This window comes from Streptomyces sp. NPDC060002 (assembly GCF_042737245.1).
GTDB lineage: Bacteria > Actinomycetota > Actinomycetes > Streptomycetales > Streptomycetaceae > Streptomyces.
Genome location: NZ_JBHWUW010000009.1, coordinates 128,957 through 144,069 on the forward strand (window position 1 = coordinate 128,957; position 15,113 = coordinate 144,069).

At 70.5% G+C, this 15,113-nt stretch carries 12 protein-coding genes; 3 read left to right on the top strand and 9 right to left on the bottom strand.

What is annotated here, in order from left to right; translation table 11 throughout:
* Nucleotides 1–20: 20 nt before the first annotated feature.
* The 3 genes from ACFWBD_RS11645 to ACFWBD_RS11655 all read right to left on the bottom strand — a co-directional run bounded on the left by ACFWBD_RS11645 (nt 21) and on the right by ACFWBD_RS11655 (nt 3,523).
* On the bottom strand, nt 21–359 hold the full coding sequence (locus ACFWBD_RS11645; protein WP_003997576.1) for a P-II family nitrogen regulator: 339 nt from the start codon (nt 357–359) through the stop codon (nt 21–23).
* Nucleotides 356–1,702 carry an ammonium transporter gene (locus tag ACFWBD_RS11650; RefSeq protein ID WP_385665887.1) on the bottom strand — a complete coding sequence of 449 codons (1,347 nt, stop codon included), beginning with the start codon at nt 1,700–1,702 and terminating at the stop codon, nt 356–358. The genes ACFWBD_RS11645 and ACFWBD_RS11650 overlap by 4 nt, the downstream gene beginning before the upstream one ends.
* Nucleotides 1,703–2,038: 336 nt before the next feature.
* The gene (locus ACFWBD_RS11655) at nt 2,039–3,523 is read right to left on the bottom strand and encodes a hypothetical protein (RefSeq protein ID WP_385665888.1); all 1,485 of its coding nucleotides are present in this window, start codon (nt 3,521–3,523) and stop codon (nt 2,039–2,041) included.
* A 447-nt stretch (nt 3,524–3,970) separates the two neighbouring features.
* On the opposite strand from ACFWBD_RS11655, the gene ACFWBD_RS11660 reads away from it, so the two are divergent.
* Nucleotides 3,971–4,627: a bifunctional DNA primase/polymerase gene (locus ACFWBD_RS11660; RefSeq protein WP_385665890.1), complete on the top strand. Its 657-nt coding sequence runs from the start codon at nt 3,971–3,973 to the stop codon at nt 4,625–4,627.
* A 163-nt stretch (nt 4,628–4,790) separates the two neighbouring features.
* Here ACFWBD_RS11660 and ftsY read toward each other — a convergent pair whose 3' ends face one another.
* Nucleotides 4,791–5,996, bottom strand: coding sequence for a signal recognition particle-docking protein FtsY (gene ftsY / locus ACFWBD_RS11665; RefSeq protein ID WP_385665891.1), 1,206 nt, complete (start codon nt 5,994–5,996; stop codon nt 4,791–4,793).
* 57 nt (nt 5,997–6,053) lie between these two features.
* Nucleotides 6,054–6,257 carry a hypothetical protein gene (locus ACFWBD_RS11670; protein ID WP_385665893.1) on the bottom strand — a complete coding sequence of 68 codons (204 nt, stop codon included), beginning with the start codon at nt 6,255–6,257 and terminating at the stop codon, nt 6,054–6,056.
* A 91-nt stretch (nt 6,258–6,348) separates the two neighbouring features.
* Between ACFWBD_RS11670 and ACFWBD_RS11675 the strand changes: the two genes are divergently transcribed.
* Nucleotides 6,349–7,320: an LLM class flavin-dependent oxidoreductase gene (locus tag ACFWBD_RS11675; RefSeq protein ID WP_385665895.1), complete on the top strand. Its 972-nt coding sequence runs from the start codon at nt 6,349–6,351 to the stop codon at nt 7,318–7,320.
* 87 nt (nt 7,321–7,407) lie between these two features.
* On the opposite strand, the gene ACFWBD_RS11680 is transcribed toward ACFWBD_RS11675, so the two are convergent.
* The 4 genes from ACFWBD_RS11680 to ACFWBD_RS11695 all read right to left on the bottom strand — a co-directional run bounded on the left by ACFWBD_RS11680 (nt 7,408) and on the right by ACFWBD_RS11695 (nt 13,758).
* Nucleotides 7,408–8,826: a sugar porter family MFS transporter gene (locus ACFWBD_RS11680; RefSeq protein ID WP_385665897.1), complete on the bottom strand. Its 1,419-nt coding sequence runs from the start codon at nt 8,824–8,826 to the stop codon at nt 7,408–7,410.
* Nucleotides 8,827–9,042: 216 nt separating this feature from the next.
* Nucleotides 9,043–12,624, bottom strand: coding sequence for a chromosome segregation protein SMC (gene smc, locus ACFWBD_RS11685; RefSeq protein ID WP_385665899.1), 3,582 nt, complete (start codon nt 12,622–12,624; stop codon nt 9,043–9,045).
* 269 nt (nt 12,625–12,893) lie between these two features.
* Nucleotides 12,894–13,097 (bottom strand): hypothetical protein, encoded by a 204-nt coding sequence (locus tag ACFWBD_RS11690; protein WP_385665901.1) that lies wholly within the window; start codon nt 13,095–13,097, stop codon nt 12,894–12,896.
* A gap of 379 nt (nt 13,098–13,476) precedes the next feature.
* Nucleotides 13,477–13,758, bottom strand: coding sequence for an acylphosphatase (locus ACFWBD_RS11695; protein ID WP_351763505.1), 282 nt, complete (start codon nt 13,756–13,758; stop codon nt 13,477–13,479).
* 210 nt (nt 13,759–13,968) lie between these two features.
* On the opposite strand from ACFWBD_RS11695, the gene ACFWBD_RS11700 reads away from it, so the two are divergent.
* Complete coding sequence (locus ACFWBD_RS11700; RefSeq protein ID WP_385665902.1) at nt 13,969–15,102, top strand: CAP domain-containing protein; 1,134 nt, start codon at nt 13,969–13,971, stop codon at nt 15,100–15,102.
* Nucleotides 15,103–15,113: the final 11 nt, after the last annotated feature.

Consider the following 15,113-nt stretch of genomic DNA (forward strand, 5'->3'; position numbering starts at 1 on the left):
ACTCCTGTTCTGTTCTGCCGTCAGAGCGCGTCCGGGCCGCGCTCGCCGGTGCGGACCCGTACGGCCGTCTCGACCGGAAGGGACCAGACCTTGCCGTCACCGATCTTGCCGGTACGGGCCGCCTTGACGATGACGTCGATCAGCTGCTCGGCGTCGTCGTCCTCGGCCAGCACCTCGATGCGGATCTTGGGAACCAGGTCGACCGTGTACTCGGCGCCGCGGTAGACCTCGGTGTGTCCCCGCTGACGACCGTAGCCGCTGGCCTCGGTGACCGTCAGGCCGTGGACGCCGAAGGCCTGCAGGGCTTCCTTGATCTCGTCGAGCCGGTGGGGCTTCACGACGGCGGTGATGAGCTTCATGCGTCCACCTTCTTGCTCGCGTCGGTGACCGCGGTCGGGGGGAGGGCGGTCGTGCGGACGCCGCCACCGGCCCCGCTGAAGTCGTATGCGGTCTCGGCGTGCTCGGCCTGGTCGATGCCGGCCACCTCGTCGTCCTCGGAGACCCGCATGCCGATGGTCTTGTCGAGGAGGAAGGCGAGGATCGCGGAGACCACCAGCGAGTAGGCGAGCACCGCGAAGACGCCGGCGCACTGCTTCCACAACTGGTCGAAGGAGTGGTCGCCGTAGAAGACGCCGGTCGCCGTGGACTGGCCCTTGCCGCTGGCGAAGAAGCCGATCAGCAGGGAGCCGACGACACCGCCGACCAGGTGGACGCCGACGACGTCGAGCGAGTCGTCGTAGCCGAACTTGTACTTCAGGCCGACGGCCATGGCGCACAGCAGACCCGCGATGGCGCCGACGGCGATCGCGCCGAGCGGGGTGACCGCACCACCCGAGGGGGTGATGGCGACCAGACCGGCGACCGCGCCGGAGGCGGCGCCCAGCGTGGTGAACGCGCCGTGGCGGATCTTCTCGTAGACGAGCCAGGCCAGCATGGCGGCGGCGGTGGCGACCTGCGTGTTGACGAACATCAGCGCGCCGACGCCGTCGTCGTTGCCGAGCCACGAGCCGGCGTTGAAGCCGAACCAGCCGAACCACAGCAGACCGGCGCCGAGCATGACCAGCGGCAGGCTGTGCGGGCGCATCGGGTCCTTCTTGAACCCGACCCGCTTGCCGATGACGAGGATCACGCCGAGGGCGGCGGCACCGGCGTTGATGTGCACCGCCGTACCACCGGCGAAGTCGATGACACCCAGCTCGAAGGCCCAGCCGCCGGCGCCCCAGACCCAGTGCGCGACCGGGAAGTAGACGACCGTGGCCCACAGGGCGACGAACAGCGCCCACGCGGAGAACTTGACGCGGTCGGCGAGGGCACCGCTTATCAGGGCGGGCGTGATGATCGCGAACATCATCTGGAAGACCATGAACACGAAGATCGGGATGGTGTAGCCGTCCCACAGCTCCGTCAGGCCGATGTTGCTGAGGCCCACCCAGTCGGAGTTCCAGCCGATGAGGCTGCCGGAGTCGGTGCCGAAAGCGAGGGAGAAGCCGTACAACACCCACAGGATGGTGACGATCCCGATGCTGATGAAGCTCATCATCAGCATGTTGAGCGTGCTCTTGACGCGGACCATGCCTCCGTAGAAGAAGGCGAGGCCCGGGGTCATGATCAGTACCAGTGCGGAACAGATGAGCATGAAGCCTGTGTTCGCGGACGACAGCGTGGGTGCGTCCGCCGCAAGCGTGATGGCGGCCTGTGCCATCGGCGTCTCCTCGTCGTAGGTACGGCCCCGTGCGGGCGAAGCCAGAGCGGGTCGTGAGGGGTGGGCCGGTTATGCGCCATGAGATTCGCGCAGCGCGGTTTCGGTGGACACCCCTCGTTGTTTCGCCGCTGTGACGAAGGCGCCTTGCGCGTTACGCCTCGATGAACTGCCTGATGTCCGTCGAGTGGATCGTTATCGTGGCGCAACCTTCGAAGAACGCAGCAAACCGGCCACGGACGGCCTTCCGAATGACCTGGCTGGGGGAGCCGAGTCGGGCAGTTCGGGAGGGCCGGCCGCGGCCGGAGTTCCAGGGTCCTGCTCTGTGGATCAGCCGGATCAGACCGCTTCGGCCGTCTCCGGCAGCTCGATGGTGAGCCGCTCGGTCAGGTCCACGACCTCGGAGAGATCCCCGAAATCGCGTACGGCGCTGTCGACCGTCTTTCGGATACGAGTGTTGACGCGCTCGGAGCGCACCTTCTTGGCCTCCTTCATGGCCTGTGTGGCGAGGGTGGCGCTCTGCGCGGGCTCACGCTGGAGGAGGTGCACCGTGGCCATGCCGATCAGGTTCAGCACATACGACCGCTGGTGGTCGTGGTCGCCCTCGAACAGCTCCACGGCCTTGCGCATGAGGGGCTCGGCCAGCGAGGCGTACGTGGGACTGCGGCCGGCGACATAGGCGAGGTCGCGGAACGAGTGGCTGTTCTCGCCGTAGAGCTCGGCCTCGGAGAAGAAGCGGATCCAGTCGGGGTCCGGCTCGTCCCACTCGTCCGACTCGGCGAAGGTGTCCTCGGCCATCCGCACCGCCCGCTTGCACCGGCCGGGCTGCCCCATGTTGGCGTAGGCGCGGGCCTCCATCGCATACAGCATGGACTGGGTGCGCGGGCTCGCGCAGTCCCGGCTGCCGTACTGCGCGAGGTGGATCAGTTCCAGGGCGTCCTCGGGCCGGCCGAGGTGGATCATCTGGCGGCTCATGCTGGACAGCACGTAACTGCCGAGCGGCCGGTCACCGGCCTCCTTCGCCGCGTGCAGGGCGAGGACGAAGTACTTCTGCGCGGTGGGCTGGAGCCCGACGTCGTAGCTCATCCAGCCCGCCAGCTCCGCCAGTTCGGCGGCGACCTTGAAGAGCCTTCGCGCGGTGGACTCGGGCTGGGGCTCCTGGAGCAGATCCGTCACCTCGTGCAGCTGCCCGACGACCGCCTTGCGGCGCAGCCCGCCGCCGCACTGGGCGTCCCACTGCCGGAACATCACGGTGGTGGACTCCAGCAGGTCCAGCTCGGGCCGGGAGAGCCGGCCGCGGGCCCGGCTGGTCGGAACCGAGTCCGGCTCCTCGAGCGGGGCGGGCGGCGAGGGGACGAGCCAGCGCTGCATGGGCTCGATGAGGGACGGACCCGCGCACAGGGCCAGCGAGGTCCCGAGGAAGCCGCGTCGCGCCAGCATCAGGTCGCTGCGCGAGAACTCACTGAGCTGGGCCACCGTCTGCGGGGCCGTCCACGGCAGGTCGACGCCGGTCACCGAGGGCGCCTGCCGCGCGGCGCGCAGCCCGAGGTCCTCGACGGAGACGACACAGCCGAACCGCTCGGAGAACAGCTCCGACAGGATCCTGGGGATGGGCTCGCGCGGGTTCTCGCCGTCCAGCCAGCGGCGCACGCGCGAGGTGTCCGTGGAGATGTGGTTGGCGCCCAACTGGCGCGCACGGCGGTTGACTTGACGGGCGAGTTCACCCTTCGACCAGCCGCTGCGCACGAACCACGAAGAGAGCAGCTCGTTCGGGCGCTTGTCCCCACCCGCAGCGATACTTCCGCTTCCGCCGTTGCCGCTCACTGGAACGCCCCCATCCCTGAGACCACTTGTCACTGAGTGCGCCAAGCCTTATCAGAATGCCCGTAAATACGGCCCGCCGTACGGTACTTGTCACCCTTCGAACGGAAAGCCGACTTGCCTCCGGCATACCCACAAGCGCATGTGCCTCCAGGACCCGCACACTCAAAGTAATCCTACGATCACGGCTCCGGCCACGAGGATCCCGGAAACGCCACCATTCGCCACCCCTTCGAATGAACTCCCGGTGGCCCGTACGCGATTCACTTGACATAGGACGGCCGGGAGTGGGCGGAGCGAAGCATTCAGGGGCGCACACGGCCCGGCACACCACCCGGAGCGCTTCCAGGCGCCGCCTGGATCGAGCGGTCGACGGGAAGCGAAAGCACACAGAGTCACGGCTACCGATCGCTGCGTAACCATCGGCGCGTCGAACCCGTTGGAGGGGGCATGGGCTTCACGATCGGCGGCATTCGCGAGATCCGCTCCGGCGCGCGCAGGCGCGGTCGCTCGTCCGAGTGCACCGCCGTCGCCGAGTTCACGGGACTCTGGGGCTGGGACGCCCTGCCCGGCGCGCGGGCCGCGGCGGGCGTCTGCTCGTGCGGGCGCCCCGACTGCCGCGAACCCGGCGCGCATCCCCTGGCGTTCGCCCCCCGGGTCCCCGCCGGAGCCACTCTCGACGACGTGAGCCGGACGTGGTCGGAGTTCCCGGGCGCCGCGATCATGCTGCCCGTCGGGCGCGCGTTCGACGTGATCGACGTCGCCGAGGCCGCCGGCCGTCGCGCCCTGGTCCGGCTGGAGCGCATGGGACTCCCCCTCGGTCCGGTCACCGCCACTCCCGAGGGCCGCACCCAGTTCTTCGTCGCCCCCGGCGCCGCCGCCGAACTGACCGGTCTGCTCTACCGCATGGGGTGGGACGACCCGACCGCCCTGGACCTGCGCGGCCTCGGCCCCGGCACGCACATCACGGCCCCGCCCTCCGACCGCGGCGGGCTCGGCCCGGTGCGCTGGCTGCGCCCACCCGCGCTGGACTCGGCGACCCGCCCGCCGGAGGCCCGCCTGCTGCTGGGCACGCTGGCCTATCTGGCGCACCGCTCGCGCGCCTGAGCCGTACGGCCCGCGGACAGCCGAGCGCCCGCTCCCACTGCACCTGGGGGCGGGCGCTTCGGTCTTCGTACGTCTTCACCGGCGCCGCTCTCGCGGACCTGGCCGGTCGCCGTCGCGGTACCTCAATCGATGGTTGCGGTCCGTGGACGGTATGCAATGGCGCTCAGTCGCCGATAAGAGCATCCACGAACGCCTCCGGCACGAACGGCGCCAGGTCGTCCGCGCCCTCGCCGAGTCCGATCAGCTTGACCGGGACGCCCAGCTCGCGCTGGACCGCGATCACGATGCCGCCCTTCGCCGTGCCGTCCAGCTTGGTCAGGACGATGCCGGTGATGTTCACGACCTCGGCGAAGACCCGGGCCTGGACGAGACCGTTCTGCCCGGTGGTGGCGTCGAGGACGAGCAGCACCTCGTCGAGCGGCGCGTGCTTCTCGACGACCCGCTTGACCTTGCCGAGCTCGTCCATGAGGCCGGTCTTGGTGTGCAGCCGCCCGGCGGTGTCGATGAGGACGACGTCCACCCCCATCTCCTTGCCCTCCTTCACCGCGTCGAACGCGACGGAGGCGGGGTCGCCGGCCTCCGGGCCGCGCACGGTGTGGGCGCCGACGCGCTCGCCCCAGGTCTGGAGCTGGTCGGCGGCGGCGGCGCGGAAGGTGTCGGCGGCGCCCAGGACGACGGTCCGCCCGTCGGCCACGAGCACGCGGGCGAGCTTGCCGGTGGTGGTGGTCTTGCCGGTGCCGTTGACCCCGACGACCATCACGATGCCCGGCTTGCGCTCCTCGGGCTCGGTCCTCACGGTGCGGTCGACCTCGGTGCCGATCAGCTTGAGCAGCTCCTCGCGCAGCAGGGCGCGCAGCTCCTCGGGGGTGCGGGTGCCGAGCACCCTGACGCGCTCGCGCAGCCGCTCGACCAGCTCCTGGGTGGGCTGCACGCCGACGTCGGCGGTGAGCAGCGTGTCCTCGATCTCCTCCCAGGTGTCCTCGTCGAGGTGCTCGCGGGAGAGCAGCGTGAGCAGGCCCTTGCCGAGGGCGTTCTGCGAGCGGGACAGCCGGGCGCGGAGGCGGATCAGCCGCCCCTCGGTGGGCTCGGGGATCTCGAGCTCGGGAGCCTCGAGAACGGGCGGTTCCTCGACGGCGGTGCCGGTCGAGCCGCCGTCGGGAAGATCCACCTCCTCTATCGTGCGGCGCGGTTCGTCGCGCGGTGTCTCGGCCTCGTCGCCGACGTGCGGTTCGGCCGGAGGGGCGGTGATGTCGGGCGCGGTGGGGGGCGGCGGGGGCAGCGACTTCTTCCGTCGACTGCCGACCACGAGCCCGCCGAGCACACCGAGCACGACCACGGCGATGACTACAGCAAGGATGACGGTTTCCATAACCCGTCCAGTATCCATCCCTCCCCGCCCGGGGGCCCTGTTCCCTGGTCCGTACGGCTAGTCGGCCGCGCCACTCTTGTGCAGCGCGGCCCGCGCCCGGAAGCGCAGGCGCAGGCAGCGGTCCGCCGCCTCCTCCGACGCGTCCTCGGGGCAGCAGCAGTGCTCGGCGAGCCACCGCAGGTCGGCGGGGTCGAGCCAGAGGGCGACGCGACCCCGGTCGGCCTCGTCCTGCGGGTCGGTCGGCACGACGGGTCGAGTCATGGCCCGAGCCTACGGTCGGCCGACCCCGACCCATGGCCATCTGACACACCGTCAGCTACGGTCCCCACACATCCGCCGAAGGGGGCCTCCCATGCCCGTCACCGTCGTCCGTTTCAACCTCGTCGCTCCCGGCGCGACCCCGGCCGAGCTCGGTGTGCGGTACCGGGCCGCCCTGGAGATGGCCGCGTACGCCGACGAGTGCGGGGTCACGACCGTGCAGACCGAGGAGCATCACGGAGCCGAGAACAACTGGCTGCCGTCGCCGTTCGCCTTCGCGGGCGCCGTGCTCGGCGCGACCCGGCGGCTCGCGGTCACGGTCTCGGCGGTGATCGGCCCGCTGCACGACCCGCTGCGGCTGGCCGAGGACATCGCGGTGCTCGACCTGCTGAGCGGCGGCCGGCTGGTCACGGTCGCCGGGATCGGCTACCGGCCCGAGGAGTACGAGCGCGCGGGCGTGGACTGGAAGCGGCGCGGGCGGCTGCAGGACGAGCTGCTCGACACCCTGCTCAAGGCCTGGACCGGCGAGGAGTTCGAGTACCGGGGCCGTACGGTGCGCGTCACCCCGCGTCCGTCCTCCGAGCCGCACCCCCTGCTGCTGGTCGGCGGCTCCTCGAAGGCAGCCGCCCGCCGGGCCGCCCGGCTCGGCCTGCCCTTCTTCCCCAGCGCGCACCTGCCGGAGCTGGAGGCGTACTACAAGGAACGGCTCGTCGAGCACGGGACCGAGGGCTGGACGATGATGCCGGCCGCCGAGACCCCGCTGCTGCACATCGCCGAGGATCCGGACCGGGCGTGGGCCGAGTACGGCGAACACTTCCTGCACGAGGCACGGACGTACGCCTCCTGGCAGTCCGGCGAGATCCGCTCGGCGGTGCGGTCGGCGGCGGGCAGCGTCCGGGAGCTCCGGGACGAGGGGGTCTACCGGATCCTCACACCGGACGAGTGCGTGGCGCAGGGCCTCGACAATCTCGTCCTGCATCCGCTGGCCGGCGGGATGCCGACGGCGGAGGGGTGGCGCGGACTGCGGCTGTTCTGCGAGAACGTGCTGCCCCGGCTCGACGGGTGAGCCGGGGCAGCGCGTCCTACGGGTATCGAGGAGCGGGCAGCGGGGACTTGGCCCGGCTCCTCGAGATCGAAGGCCTCTTCACGAGGCTCAGCCCATCTCCTCCAGCGCCTTGCCCTTCGTCTCCTTGACGTACTTCAGGACGAACGGGATGGAGAGCGCGGCGAAGACCGTGTAGATCACGTAGGTCGCGGAGAGGTTCCAGTCGGCCAGCGACGGGAAGCTCGCGGTGATGGCCCAGTTGGCGATCCACTGCGCGGACGCGGCCACGCCGAGGGCGGCGGCACGGATCCGGTTGGGGAACATCTCGCCGAGGAAGACCCAGACGACGACACCCCAGGACAGGGCGAAGAAGAGGACGAACACATGGGCGGCGATCAGGGCGATCCAGCCCTGGGTGGCCGGCAGCTTGCCGTCGACCAGGTCGAAGGAGAACGCCCAGGCCTCCAGCGCGAGGCCGACGACCATGCCGACGGAGCCGATGAGGGCCAGCGGCCTGCGGCCGACGCGGTCCACGAAGATCATCGCGATCACGGTGCCGACGATGTTGATGATCGACGTCGTGAAGGAGTACAGGAACGAGTCCGTCGGGTCGACGCCGACCGACTGCCACAGCGTCGAGGAGTAGTAGAACGCGACGTTGATGCCGACGAACTGCTGGAAGACCGACAGTCCGATACCGACCCAGACGATCGGCTTGAAGAAGAAGGAACCGCCGAGCAGGTCCTTGAACGTGGACTTGTGCTCGCTGTTCATCGCGTGCTCGATCTCGGCGACGCGGGCGTCCAGGTCGATCCTCTTGCCCTCGACCTCTTCGAGGATGTCCCGGGCCCGCTCGCGCTTGCCGACGGAGATCAGGAAGCGCGGGGACTCGGGGATGGCGAAGGAGAGCAGACCGTAGAGGACGGCCGGCACCACCATGACGCCCAGCATGACCTGCCAGGCCTCCAGGCCCATGAGCTTGCCGCGCTGGTCGCCGCCGGCGGCGTTCAGCAGACCCCAGTTGACCAGCTGCGAGATCGCGATGCCGATGACGATCGCGGCCTGCTGGAAGGACCCGAGGCGGCCGCGGTAGGCGGGCGGGGCGACCTCCGCGATGTAGGCGGGGCCGATGACGGAGGCCATGCCGATGGCGAAGCCGCCGACGACCCGCCACAGGGCGAAGTCCCACAGCGCGAAGGGCAGCGCCGAGCCGACGGCGCTGACGGTGAACAGCACGGCGGCGATCTGCATGACCCGGATGCGGCCGATCCGGTCGGCGATGCGGCCGGCGGTCGCGGCGCCGACGGCACAACCGATCAGGGCGATGGCGATGACCTGCGCCAGGGCCGCGGAGCCGACGTCGTAGCGGTCCCGGATGGCCTCGACGGCGCCGTTGATGACGGAGCTGTCGTAGCCGAAGAGGAAACCGCCCATCGCGGCAGCCGCCGCGATGAAGATGACATGCCCGAGATGATCGGGGTGAGCCGTCCCGGCTCCTGACTTCTGTGCCTGCTCTGTGCTGGTCACGTTCAACTCCTCGGGCCGCCGGCAACGCTGCCGACGGGATCAACACCTCCAGATAGGTGGTACCTGAAGGTAAAAGCAACGGTGCCGAGACTATGCCTTCAAGTGTCGAAGTCAAGAGGGGGTGACTGTGACTTTTCAGTGCACAGGTGAGGTAGATGTATTCAACTCTTGAAGTAGTGCCCGGAGCTTGGTTACAGGTACCCCGCTTCGGGCCGCTCAGCGCAGGCGCTGGCTGATGACCTTCGACACACCGTCGCCCTGCATGGACACGCCGTACAGCGCGTCGGCGACCTCCATCGTCCGCTTCTGATGCGTGATCACGATCAGCTGAGAGGACTCCTGGAGCTCCTGCATGATGCGGATCAGCCGCTGCAGGTTGGTGTCGTCGAGGGCCGCCTCGACCTCGTCCATGACGTAGAACGGGCTGGGCCGGGCCTTGAAGATCGACACCAGCATGGCGACGGCGGTCAGCGACCGCTCGCCTCCGGAGAGCAGGCTGAGCCGCTTGACCTTCTTGCCGGGCGGCCGGGCCTCGACGTCGACGCCCGTGGTGAGCATGTTGTCGGGGTCGGTCAGGATCAGCCGCCCCTCGCCACCCGGGAAGAGCCGGCTGAACACGCCCTCGAACTGCCGTGCGGTGTCCCGGAAGGCCTCGGTGAAGACCTGCTCGACCCGCTCGTCGACCTCCTTCACCACTTGAAGGAGGTCGGCGCGGGTCTTCTTGAGGTCCTCCAGCTGCTCACTGAGGAACTTGTGCCGGTCCTCCAGCGCGGAGAACTCCTCCAGGGCCAGCGGGTTCACCTTGCCGAGCTGCTGATAGGCGCGTTCGGCCGCCCTCAGCCGCTTCTCCTGCTCGACCCGCAGGAAACGCCTCGGCTGGTTGCGCGGGTCCTCGGGGTCCTCCGGCAGCACCTCGCCCTCGGCGGGCGGCGACGGCGGGACCGGCTGGTGGGGCCCGTACTCGGAGACGAGCCCCGCGGGCTCCACCCCCAGCTCCTCCAGCGCCTTGGTCTCCAGCTGCTCGATCCGCATCCGCTTCTCGGCGCCGAGCACCTCGCCCCGGTGCACCGAGTCCGTCAGCTTGTCCAGCTCGGCCTTGAGGTCGCGCCCGGCGGTGCGGGCGGCGGCCAGTTCCTGCTCGCGCCGTGCCTTGGCGGCGTCGGCGGCGACCCGCTCCGCCTCGGCCCGCCCGAGGGACACCTCGACATGCGCGAGCAACTGCCGCGCACCGAAGGCGACGGCCTCCGCGACGGCGGCCTCGTGCCGCAGCCGCGCCCGCCGCTGTTCGGCACGCGCGCGTGCCTCGCGTTCCGCCCGCGCGGCACGGTCCAGCGAGTCGGCCCGCCCGGCCAGCCCCTTCACCCGCTCCTCGTGCGTACGGACCTGGAGCCGCGCCTCCATCTCGGTCTGCCGGGCGTTGGCCCCGTCCGCGGCGAGCCGGTCGCGCGCGGAGGTGTCGGGCTCCTCCTCGACCGGCATCTCCTCGGCGACGGCCAGCCGTTCGGCCAGCTCCTCGGCCTCTTCCACCGCCCGGTCCAGCGCCTCCTGCGCTCGCGCCGCGGCCGCCGTGGACCGCTCGGCCTCACCGGCGGCGCCCCGCGCCTGTCCCGCGAGCCGCCCGAGCTGCTGGGCAACGGCCGACTTCTCCCGGTCGGCGGCCCGCCGCCGCTCCCCCGACTCCTCGACGAGCGCGGCACACTCCTTACGGCTTTCCTGGGCCGCGTGTTGCGTTCGCGTCAGCTCCTCGCACCGCACGGCCAGCTCTTCCAACTGCGCGGCCGCCTCGTCCACGGACGCCTGTACTTCGAGAAGGCTGGGCGCGCCCGCGGAGCCGCCGTGGGCGAAGTGGGCGCCGAGGAGGTCGCCTTCGGCGGTGACGGCGGTCAGTTCCGGGTGCCGGTGGACCAGCTCTTCGGCGTCCTCCAGGGTGCCGACGACGACGATGTCGTGGAGGAGGCGGCGGACGGCGGGCATGAGGTCGGCGGGGGCGCGGACAAGGTCTGCGGCGGGCTGTCTGTCGGCTGCGGGTGCGTCGTGGCTGGTCGCGCCGTTCCCCGCGCCCCTTCGGGGCGCCTCCGGTGCCCCGGCGAGCAGCAGCGCCGCCCGTCCGGCGTCCTGTTTGCGCAGCAAGCGGAGTGCCTCGGCGGCCGCGGCCGGGGTCGTCACGGCGAGGGCGTCCGCCGCCGCCCCGAAGGCCGCCGCGAGCGCGACCTCGTACCCCTGCGTCACCGTCAGCAGCTCGGCCGCCGGGCCCAGCAGTCCGCTCAGCCGGTCCCGTGCGCCGAGCAGCGCGCCCGTGCCGTCCTTGCGGCGCAGGCCCAACGCCAGGGTCTCGTGGCGGGCCTGGGTCGCGGCGCGGCTGCGTTCGGCCCCCGTGACCGCCTCGCGGGCGTTGGTGAGAGCGGCCTCCGCCTCGACGAGCCGCCGCTTGGCCGTCTCGTGCTGTTCCCCGAGCTCCTGGTCACCCGCGTCGAGGCCGTCGACCTGCGCCTTGAGCGCCTCGTACTCCTCCTGCGCGGTGACGGCCCGCTCCTGGGCCTCGTCGCGGGCGGCGGCGAGCCGGTCGATCTCGGCCTGGGCGGAGGCGGCACGTGACCGGGCCGCGTTGACCTGGCCGTTCAGCCGGGCCAGGCCCTCGCGGCGGTCGGCGATGGCCCGGGCGACGTCCTTCAGCCGCCGTTCCTCGACGCCGAGCTCCCGCTCCAGGTCGGCGCGGTGGGCGACGGTGTCGTCGAGCGCGTGCTGGGCCGCTTCGAGGGCGGCCTCCAGCTCGGCCTCCTGCTCGCGGACACGGGCGGCCTCACGCTCCATGTCCTCGGGATCGCGACCGCGGCGCTCCTCGGGCGGCGCGGAGGTGGCGCTCTTCACGCGCGCGTCGGCGAGCGCGATCGTGCCGCGGACGCGTTCGGCGAGCTGGGACAGCTCGTACCAGGTCTGCTGGGCGCGCTGGAGGCGCGGTGCGAGCCGGCGGACCTCGTCCTCCAGCAGGGCCTCCCGCTGAAGGGCCTTGCGCAGTTCCTGCTCGGCGGCTTCCTTGCGCTCCTTGAGGGCGGCCTCGTCGGCGACCTCGGTCCGCAGGGCCTCCCGCAGCCGTACGAGATCGTGGGCGAGGAGGCGCAGCCGGGAGTCGCGCAGGTCGGCCTGGATGACGGCGGCGCGGCGGGCGACGGCGGCCTGACGGCCGAGGGGCTTGAGCTGACGCCGTAGTTCGTCGGTCAGGTCCTGCACACGCGCGAGGTTGGCCTGCATCGCGTCCAGTTTCCTGAGCGCCTTCTCCTTGCGCTTGCGGTGCTTGAGGACGCCCGCGGCCTCCTCGATGAAGGCGCGGCGGCCCATGGGATCGGCGTGCAGGACGGAGTCGAGCTGGCCCTGGCCGACGATGACGTGCATCTCGCGGCCGATGCCCGAGTCGGACAGCAGGTCCTGGATGTCGAGGAGCCGGCAGGTGTCGCCGTTGATCTGGTATTCGCTGCCGCCGTTGCGGAACATGATCCGCGTGATGGTGACCTCGGCGTACTCGATGGGCAGCGCCCCGTCGGAGTTGTCGATCGTCAGGGACACCTCGGCGCGGCCCAGCGGGGGGCGGCCGGTGGTGCCGGCGAAGATGACGTCCTCCATCTTGCCGCCGCGCAGCGACTTCGCGCCCTGCTCGCCCATGACCCAGCTGAGCGCGTCGACGACGTTGGACTTGCCCGAGCCGTTGGGTCCGACGACGCACGTGATCCCCGGTTCGAACCTGAGCGTGGTCGCCGATGCGAACGACTTGAATCCCCGGAGGGTCAGGGCCTTGAGGTGCACGGCGCTGGACTCTACCTTCCGGGGGTGTCTCACTCCATGAACCCGCGGTTTCACCCATGAACGCGCAGGGCACACCAAACGTTAAGAGACTGAAAGGGTGCGCGGGGGAAGCAATAGAGCGGGCAGGACGACGGCGGGGAAGACGGGGCGGGGAAAAAAGAAAGAAGGGACGCCGAAGCGTCCCTTGCAAACTCTGACTACCTAGCGGTCCGACGCGGCGGGATGAGCCGCCCGACCACTGCGTGTGCTGTTGTGCAGCGGTGCAGCGATCAGGTGAGCGCAGGCTCCGCCTGGCGTGCGTCGATGCTCTCGAGAAGCGATTCGTGAGAAGCGGCAGCGGTGAGCGTGTCGTTCTCGGCCTGGATTCGTCCGAGCTCGGATTCCAGGTCCTGTACACGCTGCTGGAGCCGTCGCATCTCGGCGAGGAGTCGCGGGTCGGAGCCGCCGACGTAACCGAGAAGCGCCTTTGCCATGATGGATGGTCCTCCACAATGAGTGACCGACCGAAGCGGTGTGGGTCGTGAGGGATTCGCACCCGCGGTGCTTGCCAGGATCTTGGTTGTGCTGCCGTTCATCCATGCCAAACAGCTGAGGTGCGCGGGGTGCTTTCAGCGTCTCACCAAAAAGTTTGACGGTCAACACGATCACACCCCGTATTGGCGGGCAGCCCGGTGGCGCGCGGCCTGAACGGCGGCGCTGCGACTCCTGCGGGGCTCTCGGGGCGTGGCGATCATCCTGACGTGCGGAGCCTCCCACCGCAAGCAATTCTTGGCAACCACCTGCCCCTTTCCGCTCGGGCAGGTGCCGTTGGCATGTACCGCCGCCCGCCCGGGGTCGCTCCGCACGAATTCCTCAGCGGATCGCGAAGCCGTCGTAGCCGCCGCGCGGTGTGTCCCATATCTCGGTGACGCCCTCCACCCGTCCGGGCGTGTCGTCACCCAGGAGCCACCCGAGCAGCCCCTCACAGCCCTCTCGGGCCCCTTCCGCGACGACCTGGACCCGTCCGTCGGCCAAATTGAGAGCAAAGCCACTCAGGCCGCCGATCTCCAGCGCCTTGGCACGTGTGAACCAGCGGAAACCCACACCCTGGACATGTCCGCGCACCCAGGCGACCAGCCGTACATCCTCGCTCATGGGTGCAACCTAACCGGGCAAAGTCGCTCGGAGCACTTCCTCCCTCAGAGCCATGCGGTACCGTCCCCACCCAATGATTCTCATATGAAACTCACTCGATCGGGTGAGTCTGGTTGACCAGAGGGAGCAGGAGGCGCACGTCGCCCCAGATCCTCGGCCGGCCGCTGGGAACACCGCTGGGATCACCGCTTGGACGAGGAAGGCAAGGACATGGGACGCCACCGACGCTCCGCCGCCGGCCGCGCCGCCACGGGCCGCGCCACGGGGGTCACACAGACGCACGGCTCGCACGCGGACAGTCACACCCCGCAGGACTCGTACGACGACGACCGCCCCACGATGGGCATCGCGCCGTATCTGAACCCGGAGGCGTACGCCGACTCCGTCGCCAGAAGCCGGGACTACCTGTACGCCACCGGCGACGACTACGCCGGCACCGCGGTCTTCGCGACGGACGGCTTCCGGCCCGACGACGGCCCCCTTCGGCCGGGCTCGGACCGGGCCGGGGCGGGCCGCCGCCGCAAGCGGAAGGTCGCCACACCGGTCAAGACGGGACTGCTGGGTGTCTCCGCGGCGGTCGCCATCGGCACCGTCGCGGTGGCCACGGGCGTGGTGCCCGGCCTCGACAACTACCAGCTCGGCGGCGGCAGCGGTTCGGGCGACAAGGTGCAGGCCGCCGACTCCCCGACCAACTCGGCCTCCGAGCAGGGCGGCACCTCCGGCACCGCCGACGCCGAACGCGGTGGTACGTCGACCAGCCGTGACGCCGGCCGGTCGACCTCGCCGGCCACCTCGCAGACGCCTTCCCCCTCCGCCCCCGCCTCCACCGCGTCGGCGTCGCCGACCGAGACGGCCGCCGAGAAGCCGCAGGCCACGCCTTCGAAGGAGCCGAAGACCACTCCGTCGAAGTCGAAGACCGCCACCAAGGCGCCGGAGAAGTCCGAGTCCCCGGTGACGGTCTCGGCCGAGGCGCAGGCCGCGGCCGAGGTGCTGAAGCTGGTCAACGAGGAGCGGGCCAAGGTCGGGTGCAGTGCCGTCTCCGCCAACAGCGCGCTGTCGGAGCTCGCCGAGGCGTTCAGCGACGACATGGCCGCGCGCGGTTTCTTCGACCACACCGATCCGGACGGGGCGACCCCGTGGGACCGGGCGGCGAAGGCCGGGATATCCGACCTCGGCGGCGAGAACATAGCCCGCGGCCAGGCCGACGCGGCCGCGGTCATGGAGGCCTGGATGAACAGCCCCGGCCACAAGGCGAACATCCTGAACTGCGACTTCAAGACGCTGGGCGTCGGTGTCCACCTGGGCTCCGGCGGCCCCTGGTGGACGCAGGACTTCGGCTACTGAGATAACCGCAG

What these genes read in the sequence shown, in the direction of transcription:
- ACFWBD_RS11645 (WP_003997576.1), bottom strand. Translation starts at nt 359, where the DNA reads ATGAAGCTCATCACCGCCGTCGTGAAGCCCCACCGGCTCGACGAGATC.
- ACFWBD_RS11650 (WP_385665887.1), bottom strand. Translation starts at nt 1,702, where the DNA reads ATGGCACAGGCCGCCATCACGCTTGCGGCGGACGCACCCACGCTGTCG.
- ACFWBD_RS11660 (WP_385665890.1), top strand. Translation starts at nt 3,971, where the DNA reads ATGGGCTTCACGATCGGCGGCATTCGCGAGATCCGCTCCGGCGCGCGC.
- ftsY (WP_385665891.1), bottom strand. Translation starts at nt 5,996, where the DNA reads ATGGAAACCGTCATCCTTGCTGTAGTCATCGCCGTGGTCGTGCTCGGT.
- ACFWBD_RS11670 (WP_385665893.1), bottom strand. Translation starts at nt 6,257, where the DNA reads ATGACTCGACCCGTCGTGCCGACCGACCCGCAGGACGAGGCCGACCGG.
- ACFWBD_RS11675 (WP_385665895.1), top strand. Translation starts at nt 6,349, where the DNA reads ATGCCCGTCACCGTCGTCCGTTTCAACCTCGTCGCTCCCGGCGCGACC.
- ACFWBD_RS11690 (WP_385665901.1), bottom strand. Translation starts at nt 13,097, where the DNA reads ATGGCAAAGGCGCTTCTCGGTTACGTCGGCGGCTCCGACCCGCGACTC.
- ACFWBD_RS11695 (WP_351763505.1), bottom strand. Translation starts at nt 13,758, where the DNA reads ATGAGCGAGGATGTACGGCTGGTCGCCTGGGTGCGCGGACATGTCCAG.
- ACFWBD_RS11700 (WP_385665902.1), top strand. Translation starts at nt 13,969, where the DNA reads ATGGGACGCCACCGACGCTCCGCCGCCGGCCGCGCCGCCACGGGCCGC.